The sequence below is a fragment of the Sphingomonas sp. PvP055 genome, assembly GCF_040546365.1.
Lineage (GTDB): Bacteria > Pseudomonadota > Alphaproteobacteria > Sphingomonadales > Sphingomonadaceae > Sphingomonas > Sphingomonas echinoides_A.
Map to the genome: position 1 here is coordinate 2960849 of NZ_JBEPNS010000001.1, position 17648 is coordinate 2978496.

13 protein-coding genes are annotated in these 17648 nt (G+C 65.4%); 5 read left to right on the top strand and 8 right to left on the bottom strand.

The genetic code is table 11. The features are described 5' to 3' along the window. Positions 1–3 precede the first annotated feature (3 nt). Positions 4–1680, bottom strand: coding sequence for an amidohydrolase (locus tag ABIC16_RS13950; RefSeq protein ID WP_354291555.1), 1677 nt, complete (start codon positions 1678–1680; stop codon positions 4–6). Between the two features lie 149 nt (positions 1681–1829). On the opposite strand from ABIC16_RS13950, the gene ABIC16_RS13955 reads away from it, so the two are divergent. Together ABIC16_RS13955 and ABIC16_RS13960 are read left to right on the top strand one after the other, a co-directional pair. Next, complete coding sequence (locus ABIC16_RS13955; RefSeq protein WP_277968546.1) at positions 1830–3077, top strand: threonine ammonia-lyase; 1248 nt, start codon at positions 1830–1832, stop codon at positions 3075–3077. A 178-nt stretch (positions 3078–3255) separates the two neighbouring features. Further along, complete coding sequence (locus tag ABIC16_RS13960) at positions 3256–4059, top strand: arginyltransferase (protein WP_354291556.1); 804 nt, start codon at positions 3256–3258, stop codon at positions 4057–4059. A gap of 16 nt (positions 4060–4075) precedes the next feature. Here the strand turns inward: ABIC16_RS13960 and ABIC16_RS13965 are convergent, their stop codons facing one another. From ABIC16_RS13965 to ABIC16_RS13985, 5 genes are all read right to left on the bottom strand, one after another. Continuing rightward, positions 4076–4885 (bottom strand): transglutaminase family protein, encoded by an 810-nt coding sequence (locus ABIC16_RS13965; RefSeq protein ID WP_277968548.1) that lies wholly within the window; start codon positions 4883–4885, stop codon positions 4076–4078. After that, on the bottom strand, positions 4885–5820 hold the full coding sequence (locus tag ABIC16_RS13970) for an alpha-E domain-containing protein (protein ID WP_277968549.1): 936 nt from the start codon (positions 5818–5820) through the stop codon (positions 4885–4887). Before ABIC16_RS13970 ends, ABIC16_RS13965 begins: the two co-directional genes overlap by 1 nt. Further along, positions 5820–7322: a circularly permuted type 2 ATP-grasp protein gene (locus tag ABIC16_RS13975; RefSeq protein WP_354291557.1), complete on the bottom strand. Its 1503-nt coding sequence runs from the start codon at positions 7320–7322 to the stop codon at positions 5820–5822. Before ABIC16_RS13975 ends, ABIC16_RS13970 begins: the two co-directional genes overlap by 1 nt. Before the next feature lie 109 nt (positions 7323–7431). Then, on the bottom strand, positions 7432–8283 hold the full coding sequence (bla, locus tag ABIC16_RS13980; protein WP_354291558.1) for a subclass B3 metallo-beta-lactamase: 852 nt from the start codon (positions 8281–8283) through the stop codon (positions 7432–7434). Further along, positions 8280–10352: a protein-disulfide reductase DsbD family protein gene (locus ABIC16_RS13985; RefSeq protein ID WP_354291559.1), complete on the bottom strand. Its 2073-nt coding sequence runs from the start codon at positions 10350–10352 to the stop codon at positions 8280–8282. Before ABIC16_RS13985 ends, bla begins: the two co-directional genes overlap by 4 nt. A 96-nt stretch (positions 10353–10448) precedes the next feature. Between ABIC16_RS13985 and ABIC16_RS13990 the strand changes: the two genes are divergently transcribed. Both ABIC16_RS13990 and ABIC16_RS13995 read left to right on the top strand, forming a co-directional pair. After that, a complete protein-coding gene (locus ABIC16_RS13990) occupies positions 10449–12101 on the top strand; it encodes an alkaline phosphatase family protein (RefSeq protein ID WP_502958349.1) in 1653 nt (550 codons plus the stop codon). Positions 12102–12210: 109 nt separating this feature from the next. Then, entirely contained in the window at positions 12211–12588 is a 378-nt protein-coding gene (locus ABIC16_RS13995; protein WP_354291560.1) for an avidin/streptavidin family protein, read from the top strand. Between the two features lie 10 nt (positions 12589–12598). On the opposite strand, the gene ABIC16_RS14000 is transcribed toward ABIC16_RS13995, so the two are convergent. Beyond that, positions 12599–13531: a polysaccharide lyase domain-containing protein gene (locus ABIC16_RS14000; protein WP_354291561.1), complete on the bottom strand. Its 933-nt coding sequence runs from the start codon at positions 13529–13531 to the stop codon at positions 12599–12601. A gap of 175 nt (positions 13532–13706) precedes the next feature. Here ABIC16_RS14000 and ABIC16_RS14005 point away from each other — a divergent pair, with 175 nt between their 5' ends. Further along, the gene (locus tag ABIC16_RS14005) at positions 13707–14906 is read left to right on the top strand and encodes a cation:proton antiporter (RefSeq protein ID WP_277968555.1); all 1200 of its coding nucleotides are present in this window, start codon (positions 13707–13709) and stop codon (positions 14904–14906) included. Here ABIC16_RS14005 and metH read toward each other — a convergent pair. Next, a complete protein-coding gene (gene metH, locus ABIC16_RS14010; protein ID WP_354291562.1) occupies positions 14903–17620 on the bottom strand; it encodes a methionine synthase in 2718 nt (905 codons plus the stop codon). The genes ABIC16_RS14005 and metH overlap by 4 nt on opposite strands. Positions 17621–17648: the final 28 nt, after the last annotated feature.

A 17648-nucleotide genomic window follows, 5' to 3' on the forward strand; every position in this document is an offset into this window, starting at 1 on the left:
GAACTAGGGGCGCACGAACACCTTTTCCCCGCCGACCCACGTCTGTTCCACCTTGGTCGCGCGCAGATCGGTCGGGCTCGCCAACAGCGGATCGCGGTCGACGATGATGAAGTCTGCGCGCTGGCCGACCGCAAGGCGCCCGAACTTCTCCTCGGCGAACCCGGCATAGGCCGCCGCCCCGGTAAACGCCCACCACGCCTGTTCCCGCGTCACCCGCTCCTCGGGACGCCAGCCGCCGTAGGGCTGCCCGTCCGCTCCTTGTCGCGTGAACGCCGCGGCCCAGCCCGCGAACGCATCGGGTTTCTCGACCGGATAGTCCGACCCGAACGCCAGCGTCGCGCCGTTGCGCAGCATCGACGCCCAGGCATAGGCCCCCGCAAGCCGCGTCGGCCCCAGGCGCGCTTCCGCCATCGTCCGGTCGCTCGTCGCGTGCGTCGGTTGCATCGAGGCGATGATGCCGTTCTTGCCGAAGCGCGGAAGATCGACCGGATCGACGATCTGCGCATGCTCGATCCGCCAGCGCCGATCGCCCTTGTACGTATCGACCATATCGTCGATCGCGCCGAGCACCTCGGCATTGGCACGGTCGCCGATCGCATGGACCGCGACCTGATAATGGTCGACCGCCGCACGGCTCATCAGGTTGCGCAGCACGTCGTCGGACAGGAACCCCGCCCCGGTCTGCCCCGGCGCATCGCTATACGGCGCCTTGAGCCACGCCCCGCGCGACCCGAGCGCGCCATCGGCATACAGCTTCACGCCCCCCATCCGCAGCTTGTCGGCATACAACCACGGAGTCGGGCCGGAACCGCCGACCCTTACTGCGGTCTCGACACCGGCGGCGTAACTCATGATCCGCACCCGCAGCGCCCCGACATCCCCCGCGCGGCGATAGCTGAGCCAGTCGTCCAGCGAACTGCCCATGTCGCTGGTCGCGGTAATGCCGTGGCTGAGCAGCGCCTCCTGCGCCTTGAGAAAAGCGAAGTCGCGCTCCTTGGGGAGCGGTTGCGGCGCTGCCTTTTCGATCAGGTCGCGCGCGGAATCGACGAACACGCCGCTGGGCAGCGTCCCCGTCTTCTCGATCCGACCGCCCGCGGGCGAGACCGTCTTGGCGGTGACCCCGGCGACCTTCATCGCCCCGCTGTTCGCCCAGGCGGCATGGCCGTCGGCGCGTTGCAACCAGACCGGACGGTCGCTGACCACCGCGTCGAGATCCGCCGCGGTCGGGAACCGCCCGAGCGCCCACGCCTCTTGGTTCCAACCGCCCCCGACGATCCACTTGCGATCCGGGTTCGCCGCCGCATACGCCGCGATCCGCGCCTTGGCGTCGTCTAGCGAGGTCGCGCCCGACAGGTCGAGTTCAAGCGCGCGAAACCCCAGCTCCATCACGTGCCCGTGCGCATCGATGAACCCCGGCAGCAATACCTTGCCATGCTCATCCGCGCGCCAGTCGAGCTTCACCGGGCGCTTTTCGTTCTCCGCCAGCAGTTTGACGACCTTGCCATCGGGCGACATCAACAAGCCGGTAAAGCGAACCACCTTCCCGTCCTTGTCGAGCGTAATCCCGTTGACGTTGTCGATCAGCGCGTCGGCCCAGGCCGCGCAGGGCACGATCAAACTGGAAAGCGCGACGGCGGACAGCAGCGACGTGGCAAGGCGAGCGCAGGATACAGTGAGCATAGGCCCCGCGATAAGGCTTGTTCCTTCATCGCGCCAGATGGTCTAGGCGACGGACGCACCCGCGTGCCGAGCCTATCGACGCACCGCCCACTCCAGGCGAGGGAACGCAAGGCTGTCCCCTCAGGCTCGGGGGCGAACGGAAGTGAACGATGGCGACGCAAGCGAAGTCCGAACCCCTCCCCGTCCTGCTGGCCGACGTCCAGGCGGCGCATATGCGGATTTCGGACAAGATCGTCCGCACGCCTTGCTTCATCAGCCGCACGCTGTCGCAACTCACCGGCGCGACCGTCTATCTCAAGTTCGAAAATCTCCAGTTCACCGCAGCTTATAAGGAGCGCGGCGCGCTCAACACGCTGCTCCAGCTCCCGCCCGAGACCGCCGGCGTCATCGCCGCGTCGGCGGGCAACCACGCCCAGGGCCTCGCGTACCACGCCAACCGGCTGGGCATCCCCGCGACGATCGTGATGCCGACCAACACCCCGATCGTGAAGGTCACGCAGACCGAAGGCCACGGCGCGACGGTCGTCCTGTTCGGTGACACGTTCGACGCCGCCTACGCCCATGCCCGCGAACTCGAGGCGGAATGCGGCCTGACGTTCGTCCATCCGTTCGACGACACGCGCGTCATCGCGGGCCAGGGAACGGTCGCGCTCGAAATGCTCGAGGACGTGCCGCAGATCGACACGTTCCTGACGCCGATCGGCGGGGGTGGCCTGATCTCCGGCATGGCGGTCGTCGCCGAGGCGGCCAGCCGCAAGCCCGGTGGGCACCGCATTGAAGTCGTCGGGGTCGAGGCCGAGCTGTTCCCATCGATGTACAACCGCATCAACGGCACGACGATGCCGTGCGCCGGCGATACGCTTGCAGAAGGCATCGCGGTCAAGGAACCCGGCGCGATCACGTCACACATGGTCGAGGCGCTGGTCGACGACATCGTGCTGGTCAACGAACGCAGTCTCGAACAGGCCGTCAGCCTGCTGCTGCAGATCGAGAAGACCGTGGTCGAGGGCGCCGGCGCGGCGGGCCTCGCGGCATTGCTCCAGCATCCCGAACGCTTCGCCGGTCGTACCGTCGGAGTCGTCCTGTGCGGCGGCAACATCGATACCCGGCTGCTCGCCAACGTGCTGTTGCGCGATCTGGCCCGGTCCGGACGGCTCGCGCGGCTCCGGATTCGGTTGCAAGATCAGCCCGGCGCGCTGTTCAACGTCGCACGGATCTTCGATGCCCAGCGGGTCAACATTCTCGAACTGTCGCATCAGCGGATCTTCACGAAGCTTCCGGCCAAGGGTCTGTTCCTCGACGTGGAGTGCGAGACGCGTGACCGCGCGCATCTCGACCGGCTGACCGATGCGCTGCAAGTCGCAGGCTATACCGTGTCCACGGTAGAACTCGCCTGAGCCGTGGGTCGTTAACCGGATTGAGGGGAATATGCGGCTAACACCGGATGATGTCGGTCGCTCGGGATGGGACGGAAAACTTGGCAAACGTCCTTTCCAACCTGACGGGGACAAAGCATAACGCGATGCCAGGCCGGAAATGCAGACCGCACCTTCCTGCCGCAGAGGACTTCCGCCGGTGACTGCGCCTTTTCGTTTCCCGCGATTTTTCGTGACCAGCCCGGCGCCTTGCCCGTATCTGCCGGATCGGCTGGAGCGCAAGGTGTTCACCGAGTTGCGCGGAGAACAGGCGAGCGACCTCAACGATGCGCTCGGCCGGATCGGTTTCCGGCGCAGCCAGTCCGTTGCCTATCGCCCGAGCTGCGCGGGGTGCACCGCCTGCGTGTCGGTGCGCGTCGTCTCGGCTGATTTCGAAGCGAATGCCACGCAGCGCAAGCAACTGCGCCGCAACCGCGATCTCGAAGTTACCGCGTGCCGGCCATGGGCGACCGACGAGCAGTTCCAGCTGCTCAGCCGCTACCTCGGGTCGCGCCATCCCGGCGGCGGCATGGCCGAGATGGACGAGAGCGACTATGCCGACATGGTCGAACATTCGCCGGTCAACAGCTTCATCGTCGAATATCGCGAGCCCGCCCGCCATGGGGAGCGCGGTCGGCTGGTCGGCGCTTGCCTGACCGACCAGCAGGCGGATGGCCTTTCGATGATCTATTCGTTCTTCGACACCGAACATGCCACGCGCGGCGGCCTCGGGAATTTCATCATCCTCGACCATATCCTCCGCTCGCGCGCGGTCGGGCTTCCCTACGTCTATCTGGGCTATTGGGTGAAGGGCTCGCCCCGGATGCAATACAAGGTCCGCTATCGCCCGATCGAGGCGCTCGGGCCAACCGGCTGGAACCTGCTCGTCGACGAAGACGCCAAGTTCGCGCCGCCTACCGAAAAATATGCGGCGATGGCAGGGCAACTGCTCGAAACCCGATAGGTCGTCAGGCGCGGGGCTATTGTCCGTCGCGCTCGACGTGCAGATCGACGTCGAGAGTCTCAAAACCCTCCCCCAGCCGTGATCCGGCGACCGGCGCAGCCCCCGCCGAATCCAGCGCGACCGCGACGCGGACATAGGCCGTGTCCGCACTAAGGCCAGTAGAAGGGTCAAATGCGACCCATCCGAGCCGCTCGACATACGCCTCCGCCCAGCCATGCGGCGCTGGCCGGCCATCCGCCTCCGCTTGGCATACCGGGCTGTAGCCCGAGACATAGCGCGCCGCGACGCCCGTCGCCCGCGCAGACGCGATGAAGACTTGCGCCATGTCGCGCGAACTGACCGATCCTTCCGCAAACGCCTCAATCGCGGTTCGACCGGCGATCGGTCGGCCATGGTCCAGCGCGAACCGCCGGTTGATCGCGATGTTGAGCGCGTGGAGCCAAGCGACCGGATCGCTTTCGCCAATCGCCATGGCAAATTCGGCAATATCGGCATCGGCCCGCGTCAGCGGCGTATCGCGAAGGAACAGCGCTGGCGGAAGCGGCTCCTGCCCACCGTGGACGATCCCGTTCGACGGATGCGTCAGCACTTCGCCCGAAACCGCGATCTCGATGTCAGAAATCGGACCGGCGACATACAGCATCGTGACGCGATTACCGAAGCCGTCGCGTCCGTGGCGCATCCGCGCATCGCAATCGACGTGCAGGTTCCACCCCGTCACCGACTGGTCATGCGTGTCCTCGGGAATGAGGCGCAGCATCTGGGTCAATCGCGCTTGCGGCGCGGAGAAATGGTAGGTCGTGCGATGATCGACGGATAGGCGCATCAACTGAACTTGAACTGGCGACCGACCGCTTCGTGAAGCTGGTCGTTTTCGCCGATGAAGCCCTGGAGATACTGGTGCAGCCCCCCGGCGATGACCTGGCCCGATCGGGTTCGTGCAATCCGCGCATGGCGTGCGCGCGCCATCCGGTCCGCTTCGCCGTGGAGCCCGGTGCGCTTGGCGAGCAAGTTCAGGATGTCGACCGCCTCCTCGACCGACGCCGCCAGGCTGCGCGGCAGTTCCGACCGCGCGATCAGCAGGTCGATCACATTGGCGGGGCGCAACCCTTCCGAATACAACCAGCGATAGGCCGTCACGGCGGACACCGTCTGCAGGATCGTCGTCCACTGGTCGCGATCGACCACGCCGCCGACCCGCTCGCCTTCAGGGAGCAGAATATGGTATTTCACGTCGAGCAACCGTGCGGTGTTGTCCGCCCGCTCGATCGCCTGGCCGAGCCGGATGAACCAGGTCGTCTGGTTGCGCAGCATCCGGTGGATCGCGCCTTCAAAACCGCGCGTCTCGGCCTTCACCGACTCCACGAGGTTCAGCGTCGCGGTCGCATTACCTGCGCTCGCGCGGCGATCGAACACCAGCCACGCGCCATTGATCGCCGTCCACGCTTCTCGCGTCAGCGCGGTCCGAACGGCCTTCGCGTTGTTCCGCGCCATGTCGAGCGCGCGGACGATCGACCCCGGGTGGCTCGCGTCGAGGGTCAGGAACCGCGCGACGTTGGTCTTGGTGATCGACTGGCCGGTCTTGGCGAACGCCGCGTCGGTTTCGGTCACCGCCAGCGCGGAGGCCCAGGCGGCCTCCCCCGCCGGACGCGGCGACAGGACGTCGAGCCGGACGGTCGCCTCGACCAGTCGGGCGATGAAATCGGCACGCTCGACATAACGCCCGAGCCAGTAGAGCGAGGATGCGGTCCGGCTGAGCATCAGAGCGGCTGCCCCATCGTCTGGACCTGCGCCTGGCCGAACGCATCGGAGACCTGCGCTTGCTCGCCCGCCCCATTGTCCATCAGCACGAAACTGTCCTTCGTCCCGCCGCCCTGCGACGAATTCACGACGAGCGATCCTTCCTTGAGCGCGACACGCGTCAGGCCCCCGGGGACGACTTGCACACCCTTGGATCCTGTCAGCACAAACGGCCTGAAATCGACGTGCCGTGGCGCTAAACCGGCGTCAGCCAGTGTCGGAACCGTCGACAAAGCGAGGGTAGGTTGCGCGATATAGCGGTGCGGTTCGGCAATCAGCGCGGCGCGGAACGTCTCGATTTCCGCCTTGGTCGCGGTCGGGCCGACCAGCATCCCGTATCCGCCCGATCCATCGACCAGCTTGACCACCACGTCCTTCAGATTGTCGAGCACGTACTTCAACGCCTGCGGTTCCCGGCAGCGCCACGTCTCGACGTTGGGCAATTTCGGTTCGCCACCCGAATAGAACTTAACGATTTCAGGCATGTACGAGTAGATTGCCTTGTCGTCCGCGATGCCGTTCCCCGGCGCGTTGAGCAACGCGACGTTCCCCGCCGCATAGGCCGCGATCAGGCCGGGCACGCCCAGCATCGAATCCGGCCGGAACACCAATGGGTCGAGATAATCGTCGTCGATCCGCCGATAAATGACATCGACCTTCACCAGCCCGGCGATCGTCCGCATCCAGACGATGTCGTCGTCGACCACCAGATCCGCCGCCTCGACGAGCTCTACGCCCATGGAATCGGCCAGGAAACTATGCTCGTAATAGGCCGAGTTGTAATGCCCCGGGGTCAGCACGACGCACACCGGCGAGGCAACCCCGATCGGCGCGACCGATTTCATCGTTTCCAGCAACTTGTCCGGGTACGAGTCGACCGCGGCCACGCGGAAGGAGCGGAAAAGCTCGGGACAAAGCCGCAGCATCGCCTCACGGTTTTCGAGCATGTAGCTCACGCCCGAAGGAGTCCGGGCATTGTCCTCGAGCACGTAAAAGTCATCGGGTCCGGTCCGCACCAGATCGATCCCGCAGATATGCGCCCAGATGTCGTGCGGTGGCCGAATCCCTGCAATTTCAGGCCGAAACTGCGGGTTACCGAAGATCAGGTCGGCGGGCAGCACACCTTCTGCAAGGATCCGCCGCTCGCCGTAAATGTCGTGGAGAAAAGCGTTGATCGCTTCGACCCGCTGGACAAGACCCTCGGACAACCGGTTCCATTCGTTGGCCAAAAAGATCCGCGGGACAATGTCGAACGGAATGATCCGCTCGCTCGCATCGCTCTCGCCATACACGGCGAACGTGATCCCGAGCTGGCGGAATGTCGCCTCGGCCGACTGCTGTCGACGGCGCAATTCATTGGAAGGCGTGCTCTCGATCCACTCGCCGAGTGCGGCAAGCTCCGATCGCGGGATCATGCTCCCGCTTTTGCCCATGATTTCGTCGAACGCCCGCCTTATCCCCATTTGACGATAAAGCCTCCAACTGCGTGCCGGTTCCATGCTGCGATGGATTGTTGCGTCGCACAAGGGGATATTACGTCTGAAAGAGCGTTCAACCGCGCTGGGCGCGCAATCAGTGCTTTCGTTGCGCCCCGCGGGCAACGGCATAGTCCGCCTTGGCCGACGCGACGATTCGCGGAAGTACCGTTGGGTCGACGAACGCGTCCGCCTGCCCCGCGTCCCGGCGTTGGGCCCGCTCAACGACTTCGGCGATCTCCGGATGCATCGGCAGTACGATGTCAGCCTTGACTGCGGACAACCGCGCAAAGCTTCGGCGATAATCCGAATCGATCGTCGGATAGGCCCGGTTGCCGTACAAATGGTTCCCCGCCACCGTGATGCTGCAGGGAAACACCACGCGAAGCGTCCGTCGTCCGTCGACGATCGGCAAGAGCCAAGTCGTACAGCCGGCGGTATGTCCCGGTGTCAGCATCGCCGTCACGCTGACATCCCCGGTGCGGACCTGTTCCCCATCGCGGATCACGCGGTCGACCGGAACGGGCGGAAAGCGGGTGTACCCGTTGTCATTGTCCGCCTCATGCCGCCCGCGGCGCAGCGCGCTCGCATCGCCCGCCGAGGCGACGAGCTTCGCGCCGCTCCACCGCCGGAGTTCAGCGAAGCCGGCCGCATGGTCGAAGTGCGCGTGCGAGTTGAGGATCCACGTCACTTGCCGCGGCCGCACCCCGATCGTCGCGAGGTTGCGTTCGACCTGCCCCGCGTCTCCCGCCATCGGCCCGCTAACAAGGATCGTCCCCTCGCGCGAGACGATCGCATAGACCGCGAGCCCGCGTGTGCCGACGTACCACACCGGCCCCGCGACATGGAACGGCTTGATCGGTTGCGACCAGGACGGTGGCGACTCAATCGCGCCGCCGGTCAGCAGCAACACCGGCGCGACGAGTGCGGACAGAAGACGGCGTTTCATAGCCCGGCGAGCATCGCAGACGTCAACACCTGCGGCAATACGCGCGGTTCGGCAGCATTTGGCGCGTAATAGAGATACAACGGCACCCCGGCGCGATTATGCGTTTCGATAAAACGCCCCATCACCGGATCGCCATTGGTCCAGTCGCCGATCAGCACCGCAACCTTGTGATCGGAGAACGCCTTGCGCGTCGCATCGGTCTCGATCGCTGCTTTCTCGTTGACCTTGCACGTCAGGCACCAGTCCGCGGTGAAGTAAACGAACACCGGTCGCCCCGCCTGCCGCAGCGCCGCCAGCCGCGCCTCCGTGAAGGGTTCCGCCCCCCCCGGAACCGTCGCCGACGCCACCGTATCGGGACGTCGCCCGCCGATCAGCCAGACGCTAGCGGCAACCGTCGCCAACAGCAGCACGCCGATCACCGCGCCGATCGCCCGCCCCTTCTTCTGCCGCGCACCGCCAACCCACAGCAACACAGCGAACAGCAGCGCGACCACCAGACCGATCGCCATCCCGTCAACGCCCGCCTCATGCCCCAGCACCCACGCCAGCGCGATCGCAGTCAACCACATCGGGATCGCGAGAATTCGGCGGAACGTCTCCATCCATAGGCCCGGCTTGGGCAAGCGCCGCCGTAGCGCCGGCACGAAGCCAAGCGCAAGAAACGGCAATGCAAGTCCGATCCCCAACCCAGCAAACACCGCCAGCGCCGCGCCCCATGGCAGCACCAGTGCCGCCCCCAGCGCAGCGCCCATGAACGGCCCGGTGCACGGCGTCGCGATGAACGCCGCCAGCGCCCCGGTTGCGAACGCACCGCCCGCGCCGCCGCTACGGTTAACGAAGGCAGGCGTCGGAATCTCGAACAATCCGCTGAGGTTGAGCGACAAAGCCACCGTCAACAGCAACAGTACGACGATCGCCCGGGGATCCTGCAACTGGAAGGCCCAGCCAACCGCCGTCCCCCCGGCGCGCAGCGCGAGGATCACGCCGCCCAGCCCGACGCACACCGAAACAACGCCAGCAGCGTAAGCCAGCGCTTCCTGCCGCGCGTGCCGCTCGTCGAGGTGCCCGCGCGCGAGGCTCAGCGCCTTAAGGCTCAAAATCGGGAAGACACAGGGCATGATGTTGAGAATCAACCCGCCTAGCATCGCGCCGGCAAAGGCGATCAGCGTCGCGCTCACGACGCTTGCCCCACCGAGGCCCGCCGCCGTGGCGGGCGTCCCTGCGGAGGCGGCAACCGTCCCCGCGCCAGCCGTTACGACCAACCCCTGTTGGGCGCCGATCTGCAATACCCCCTGAAATGGTCCCGTACTCGCCGCCGGGCTCGCCGCCGCCTTGGTCTCGATCACGATGCGGTCGCCGTCCTGCGTGACCGTCTGTGGGGCGGCGTAATCCATCACCCCCGTCGTGATCGGGTAGAAATACGCCTGCCCCAATGCCGCTCCGGCCGGATAGGGGATCGCGATCCGAACGCGCCCGTTGCTCAACTGGAACATCGCTTTTGCATCGAGCGGCTTGGGCACCGCCCGGCGCCACGCATCGAACCGCGCGCGCGTATCCGGCGCGATCGTGCCGTCGCCGACGACCAAATCGATCGCAAGTTCCGCCGATTCGGGAACGCAGACTTCCGCCGAGCAGACGAGGTAGTTGGTCTTCAACCGAACCGGCAACGCCGTGCCGGCCGCCAATCCGGCCGGGACCCTGAGCGTCACGAGCGGCGCATAGGGCTTTTCGAAGACGTAATTCATCAAGTCCGCGACGATCAGCCGCCCCGGCACCGGATAGGCGGGCTCGCTCGCAACCACGCCCTTCGGCAGCGTCCAGTCGAGCTTCGCGGGAAAGCCCGCATCGCCCGGATTCTGCCAATATCCATGCCACCCGGGCGCGGGCACGCTCTCCAGCGCGAGCGTGACGGTCTGCCCAGGGGCCGGCGTGCGACTTTCCGCGACCAGCGTGATCTTCAGATGCGCACCGGATCCAATCGGATCGAGCGTCGCCGCACTGGCTTGCGCGCTACTGCTAAAAACAAGCAGCGCAAGCAGCGTAACAACGACGTCATGAAACCAGCGCATCGCACATCCTTGTCGAGCTCGAACCCTCGGGCCATAGCGGCGAAATCGGCCCGCCGTCCAACTCGGAGAATTCGTTTGAACCGCTACGCGTCCATCCTGGCGATCGCTTTCAGCCTGGCCAGTGTTCCGATCGCCGCGAAGACCGCGCCAGCCCCCGCCCCGCAGACAGCCGCAGCCGCGACTCCCGCTCCGAACACGCCGCCCAAGCTGATCGTCGCGATCTCGGTCGATCAATTCTCCGCCGACCTGTTCGGCGAGTATCGCGGCAGCTTCACCGGCGGTCTTGCACGGCTGCAGAAGGGCGCAGTGTTCCCCAGCGGCTATCAAAGCCATGCCGCGACCGAGACGTGCCCGGGTCACTCGACGATCCTGACCGGCTTCCGCCCCGAACATACTGGCATCATCGCGAACACCTGGACCGACCTCGGCGTCGCACGCGAGGACAAGCAGGTCTACTGCGCGGAAGACGAAACCGTTCCCGGCACCGACCACACCGGCACCTACACCGTCTCAGACAAGCATTTGCTCGTACCCACGCTTGGCGAACGGATGAAGGCCGCCAACCCTAAAGTGCGAGTCGTGTCGGTCGCGGGCAAGGACCGTGCGGCGGTTATGATGGGCGGCCACAATGTCGACGAGCTCTGGTGGTGGAACGGCAAGGCGATGGTCAGCTACGCCGGGCGCGCAACCCCGCCCGTCGTCGCGCGCGCCAACGCTGCGATCGCCGCCCGCATCGCCGCGCCGCAAGCCGCGCTCGAGGTACCGCAACAGTGCAAGGCGCACGACGTCGCCATCCCGATCGGCGCCGGCAAGACGGTGGGCGCAGGCCATTTCGCGCGGGAAGCCGGCAACGCCAGCGCCTTCCGTGCCTCGCCCGCGTTCGACGGCGCGATCGTCGCGCTGGCGGCTGGCTTGGTGCAAGACATGAAGCTCGGCCAGGGCGACACCACCGACATTATCGACGTAGGCGCTTCCGCCACCGATTATGTCGGCCACACCTTTGGCACCGAAGGCGCGGAGATGTGCATCCAGCTCCAGCAACTCGACGCCACGCTTGGTTCGTTTTTCGACGTGCTCGATTCCACCGGCGTCGATTATGAAGTTGTGTTGACCGCGGATCATGGCGGCAACGACATCCCCGAACGCGAAATCAATGCCGGCTTGCCGGAAGCGCAGCGTGCGCGGGTCGCCCTCGCGCCCGCGGTGGCTGGCAAGGCGATTGCGGCGAAGCTCGGGATCGGAAAGCCCGTGCTGTTCGGCGACATTCCCAACGGCGACGTCTACATCGCGCGCGACCTCACCCCTGCCCAGCGCAAGGCGGTACAGGACGCGGCAATCGCCTATTACAAGGCTGATCCGCAAGTTGCCGAGGTCTTCACTGCGGCACAAATTGCGGCCACCCCGACACCGAAAGGACCGCCGGAGCGCTGGACCCTGTTGCAGCGTGCACGCGCATCTTACCGAGCCGGTCGCTCGGGCGAATTGCTCGTCCTGCTCAAGCCGCGCGTCACGCCGATCCCCGATCCGACCAAGGGCTATGTTGCGACCCACGGCAGCCCGTATGACTATGATCGCCGCGTACCGATCCTGTTCTGGCGCAAGGGAATGACCGGGTTCGAACATCCCGCCGGGATCGAGACGGTGGATATTGCACCGACGCTTGCTAATCAGATCGGGTTGAAGATCGCGGCACCCCGGATGGACGGAAAGTGCCTCGATCTCAGCAAGGCCGGAGCGCCGTGCGCTTGACAGGGTGGCCCGTGCCCGGCCCCGTTGGCTGCGCCGTACGGGCTATTCCGTAATCGCGTCGTGACGGGGCAAGGGTATCATTGCGCAACCGTCACGATGGAGCCGCGCCATGCCATCCTTTCACCCGATCCATGTCGCCCTGCACGGAACCGGCGGGGACGTCGATATATCGGGAACGTGGCGGAACGAACTCGGCTCGTTCATGCTGATCGAACAGGTCGGACCGTTGCTGTCGGGGATGTACACGAGCACGGTGAGCGGGGACGCTTCGAGCACGTCCGGTCCGCTGCAAGGCTCGGTCGACGGGCAACAGGTGGCTTTCCTCGTCCACTGGACCGAATTTCAGGCGATCACCGCCTGGGTCGGGCGGCTGGACGAAGGCTCTGATGAACTCGTGATGCTATGGCAGATGACGAGCCAGACCGATCCCGGGCAGGCATGGGCCTCGATCAACGCGGGGGCGGATACTTTCTCGCGGATCCCGTGACCAGGATCGTTCAGCGCCGCTCGAACGCCCGCACGCCCGGGCCAAGCCTGTTGTTGCCGATCGCGAGGGGAGCGTGGCTATAGTCGGCGACGAACGCAGGACTGCGGCTTTCACCCGGCGCAAGCGATGCTTCGTTTGTTTCGACGCGCAAACCTTTTGACGGATAGGTCCGGGCTTCCGCGCCTACGACCACGAAACCCGTCCAATTCTCCTTGTTGCGTCCCTGGACGAAGATATTGCGCGCAATCACCCCGGTCGCCCCTTCGGGCAGGTCGATCATGTAATTCGTCTTCGTCCCGCGCGTGTCGTCGAAGCTGTCGTCCGTGATCGTCACATTGGGCACGCGCAGCTTGACGTAGTGCCCACCCGTCCCGCGTTCGAAGCGGCTGTGGGTGATCGTTACGCTGCCCTGATTGGCGAGATAGATCGCATGCGCGCAATCGGTCGACTGGTCGCACTGGCCAAGACCGGCGAAGCTGGAATGGTCGATCACGATCTTCTGTCCGGAAGGATGGCCACCCAGAATGCCTTCCTGGCTATCGAGGAACGTCGCGTTGCGGACGGTCAGGTCACCGATCTCGGTCCGGATCCCCGCCCCGTTGCCGTCTGCGACGCGCATGCCGCGAAAGACGATCCCGTCGACCGTCGAGCCCTGCCCGCGCAACACGAACGCCGCCTTGCCCTCGCACGTCGTGCCCTCGAAAATCACGCTGCCCGGGGTCGCCGCCTTGAACGTGATGACCCCGCCCGCTTGCACGGTACATTGATGATAGGTCCCGGGCGCGATGAGGATCGTCGCCGTCCCCATCCGGACCGATTGCACCGCGGCATCGATCGTCTCGAAGCCCTGCCCGGTCTCTACGATCGTGAACGGCGCGCGGGGCGGGGCCGCGTCTGCGGGCGCGGCCAGCGCCAGAGCGAAAAGCGGCAACAGTCGACGCATTGGAAGAACTCCTCATCTCCCTCCTGCCTGCCACACGCAACGACAGGAAGGGCGAAAGGAGGTTAACGGGGACTGTCCAGCGCTGGCACGGTTTGCGTCATGTTGCCCAAACCGTGGCGTCATCGTACAGCGCGCCGCAAAGGCCGGGGGAAATCGGCCTGTCGGGGGGAAATCGATGCACGCAATGTCGCCGACCGAGGTGTTTCTCCTCGCGATGCTGCTGATCTTCAGCGTGCCGTATCTGGTCTGGCGGTTCGCGCGGACGGACTATTGGGCCCCACTCGTCGTCGTCCAGATCATCGGCGGAATCCTGTTGGGTCCGGGTGTGCTTGGCGCCTTCTTCCCCGGCTATTATGCACTCGTATTCACCCCCGCGACGATCGGGTCGCTCAACGGCGTCGCTTGGTGGGCAGTGATGCTGTTCGTGTGGATCGCCGGAATCGAACTCGACCTGGGCGAGGCATGGCGGCGGCGCGGAGAAACCAGTGTCACGGCCGGATTTGCGCTTGCCACTCCGCTGCTCGCCGGGAGCGCGGCCGCGCTGCTGATGCTGCGCTATCCCGGCTGGGCCGGGCCGTCGGGAGCGACATGGCAGGTCGTGCTCGGCATTGGCATGGCATGCGCCGTCACCGCCTTGCCGATCCTGGTGCTGTTTCTCGAAAAGCTCGATATCCTCCGCGCGCCGCTTGGCCAACGGACGCTACGCTATGCCAGCCTCGATGACATCGCAATCTGGGGCGTGCTTGCGCTGATCCTGCTCGATTGGGAGCGGGTCGGGCGACAGGCGGCGTTCCTCGTCGGCTTTGCGGCAGCGACCTGGGCGGTCCGTCGACTGATGGCGGCGATCGCGGAGACCGACCGCTGGTACGTCAGCCTGATCTGGCTCGCGCTGTGCGGGTTCGCGGCGGACTGGGCGGGGCTGCACTTCATGGTCGGCGCGTTCCTCGCGGGCGCGGTGCTCGACGGAAACCTGTTCGATCGTGCGCGGATGGACCAGTTCCGCCACTTCGTGCTGCTCGCGATCATGCCGGTGTTCTTCCTGTCGACCGGGTTGCGAACGCAGTTCCAGGTCGGCGGCGGCGCGGTGTTTGCGGCGGCGGCGTTGCTGCTCGTGGCGTCGGTCGGCGGCAAGCTGCTCGGGGTTCAGATCGCCGGGCGGCTGCTCAAATGGGGCAAGGGCGAAGCGAGCACGATCGGCTGGCTGCTTCAGACCAAGGCGCTGATCATGATCATCTTCGTCAACATCCTGCTCGACAAGAAGATCATCACCAACGACGCGTTTACCGCGCTCTTGTTGATGGCGATCGGCTCGACGATGCTGACGATCCCGATGGTGACACCGCGGTTGCGGGCGCTGGGGCGCGCCGCGCTCTAATCCAGGTTCGGCCGCAACCAACGCGTCGCCGTCGCCAGGTCCACCCCGCGCCGCGTCGCATATTCGTGCAACTGATCCGGCCCGACGCGCGCCACGCCGAAATACTCCGCCTGCGGGTGCCCGAAGTAGAAGCCCGACACCGCCGCGGTCGGCAGCATCGCGAAGCTATCGGTCAGCGTGATGCCCGTTGCGTTGGTCGCATCGAGCAGCTCGAACAGCATCGGCTTCTCGCTGTGATCAGGACATGCGGGATAGCCTGGTGCCGGGCGGATGCCGCGATATTGTTCGCGGATCAGCGCCTCGTTGGTGAGCTGCTCGCCGTCGGCATAGCCCCAGAGCGTCGTGCGGACATGCTGGTGAAGCCGCTCGGCGAACGCCTCGGCGAGACGGTCGGCGAGCGCCTTGAGCAGGATGTCGGAATAGTCGTCGTTATCCACCTTGAAGCGCTTGAGGTGCGCGTCGATCCCATGCCCGGTGGTGACCGCGAACCCGCCGATCCAGTCGCCTGCCGGGTCGATGAAATCGGTCAGGCACATGTTCGCCCGCCCCTCGCGTTTCGCGATCTGCTGGCGGAGGAACGGCATGCGAACTTCCTCTAGCCCCTCCCCTTCAGGGGAGGGGTTGGGGTGGGGCAGTGCCGCAGACGCACCGTCGGAGACAGGCACGGCCCCACCCCCAACCCCTCCCCTGAAGGGGAGGGGCTTTGCAGAAATCACCACATCATCCCCTTCCCGCCGGCATGGCCACAACCCAGCCACGCCCTTCGCCGTCAGCCACTTCTCCGCAATGATCTGATCGAGCATCTTCTGCGCATCCTCGAACAGGTTGCTCGCGCTTTCGCCGACAATCTCGTCATCCAGAATCGCCGGATAATTCCCCGCCAGCTCCCACGCCCGGAAGAACGGCGTCCAGTCGATCAGCTCGCGCAGATCCGCCAGATCCCAGTCGTCGAACACATGCACACCCGGCTGCAAAGGCGCCCCCGGCTTCAACGCCATGTCGGCCACGAACCCGTTCGCCCGCGCGACTTCGATCGGGACGAGCTCGCTCTGCCCCTTGTTCGCGCGCGCCACGCGCACCGCTTCATATTCATCCGACGTCTTCTGGACGAACTCGTCGCGGATCGTGTCGCTGACCAAGGTCGACGCAACGCCAACCGCGCGGCTCGCGTCGAGCACATGCACCACCGGCCCCTTGTACGCGGGCGCGATCCGCAAAGCGGTGTGGACCTTCGACGTCGTCGCGCCCCCGATCAGCAAAGGCATCGTCATCCCGGCGCGCTGCATTTCCTCGGCAACCGTCACCATCTCGTCAAGCGACGGCGTGATCAGCCCCGACAGGCCGATCATGTCCGCGTCATTCTCGTTCGCGGCCTTCAGGATGTCCGACCAGGGAACCATCACCCCCATGTCGACCACGTCGAACCCGTTGCACTGGAGCACCACGCCGACGATGTTCTTGCCGATGTCATGCACGTCGCCCTTGACGGTCGCCATGATGATCTTGCCCTTGCCGCGTGCACCGGGCTCCTTCGCCGCCTCGATGAAGGGGAGCAGATGCGCCACCGCCTTCTTCATCACGCGCGCCGATTTTACGACCTGCGGAAGGAACATCTTGCCCGATCCGAACAGGTCGCCGACGACATTCATCCCGTCCATCAGTGGCCCCTCGATCACTTCGATCGGGCGTCCGCCCTTGTCGAAGATCGCCTGACGCGCTTCCTCGGTATCCTCGACGACATGCATGTCGATGCCCTTGACGAGCGCATATTCGAGCCGCTTGTTGACCGGCAGCCCGCGCCATTCCGCCGCTGCCTTCTCGGCCACCGCATCGGTGCCCTTGAAACTCTCGGCCAGCGCGATCAGCCGCTCGGTCGCGCCGTCGTCGCTGTTGAGGATGACGTCCTCGCACGCCTGCCGCAGCTTGGGGTCGATCTGGTCATAGATGTCGAGCTGCCCGGCGTTGACGATCGCCATGTCGAGCCCGGCGGGGATCGCATAATAGAGAAACACGGAATGCATCGCGCGGCGCACCGGCTCGTTGCCTCGGAAGCTGAACGACAGGTTCGACAGTCCGCCCGAGATGTGTGCGTGCGGGCAGCGCGCCTTGATGTCGCGGCAGGCCTCGATGAAGTCGACCGCGTAATTGTTATGCTCCTCGATCCCCGTCGCGACCGCGAAGATGTTGGGATCGAAGATGATGTCCTCAGGGGGAAAGCCGATCCCCATCAGCAGATCATAGGCGCGGCCGCAGATCTCGAGCTTGCGCGCGCGCGTGTCCGCCTGCCCGACCGTGTCGAACGCCATCACGACGACCGCTGCGCCGTATTGCATGACCTTCTTGGCCTGCGTGAGGAACTGCTCCTCGCCTTCCTTCATGCTGATCGAATTGACGATCGGCTTGCCGCTGACGCACTTGAGCCCCGCCTCGATTACCGACCATTTCGAGCTGTCGACCATGAACGGGATGCGCGCGATGTCGGGCTCGGCGGCGATCAGCTTGAGGAAGGTGACCATCGCATATTCTGCGTCGAGCAGGCCCTCGTCCATGTTGACGTCGAGCACCTGCGCGCCGCTCTCGACCTGCTGCCGCGCGACCTCGACCGCGGCGGGATAATCCCCCGCCATGATGAGCTTCTTGAAGCGCGCCGAACCGGTGACGTTGGTGCGCTCACCGATGTTGACGAAATTGGCGGTGGAGGTGGTGGTCGTCATTACTTTTCCTTCTCCCTCTCCCCGCTTG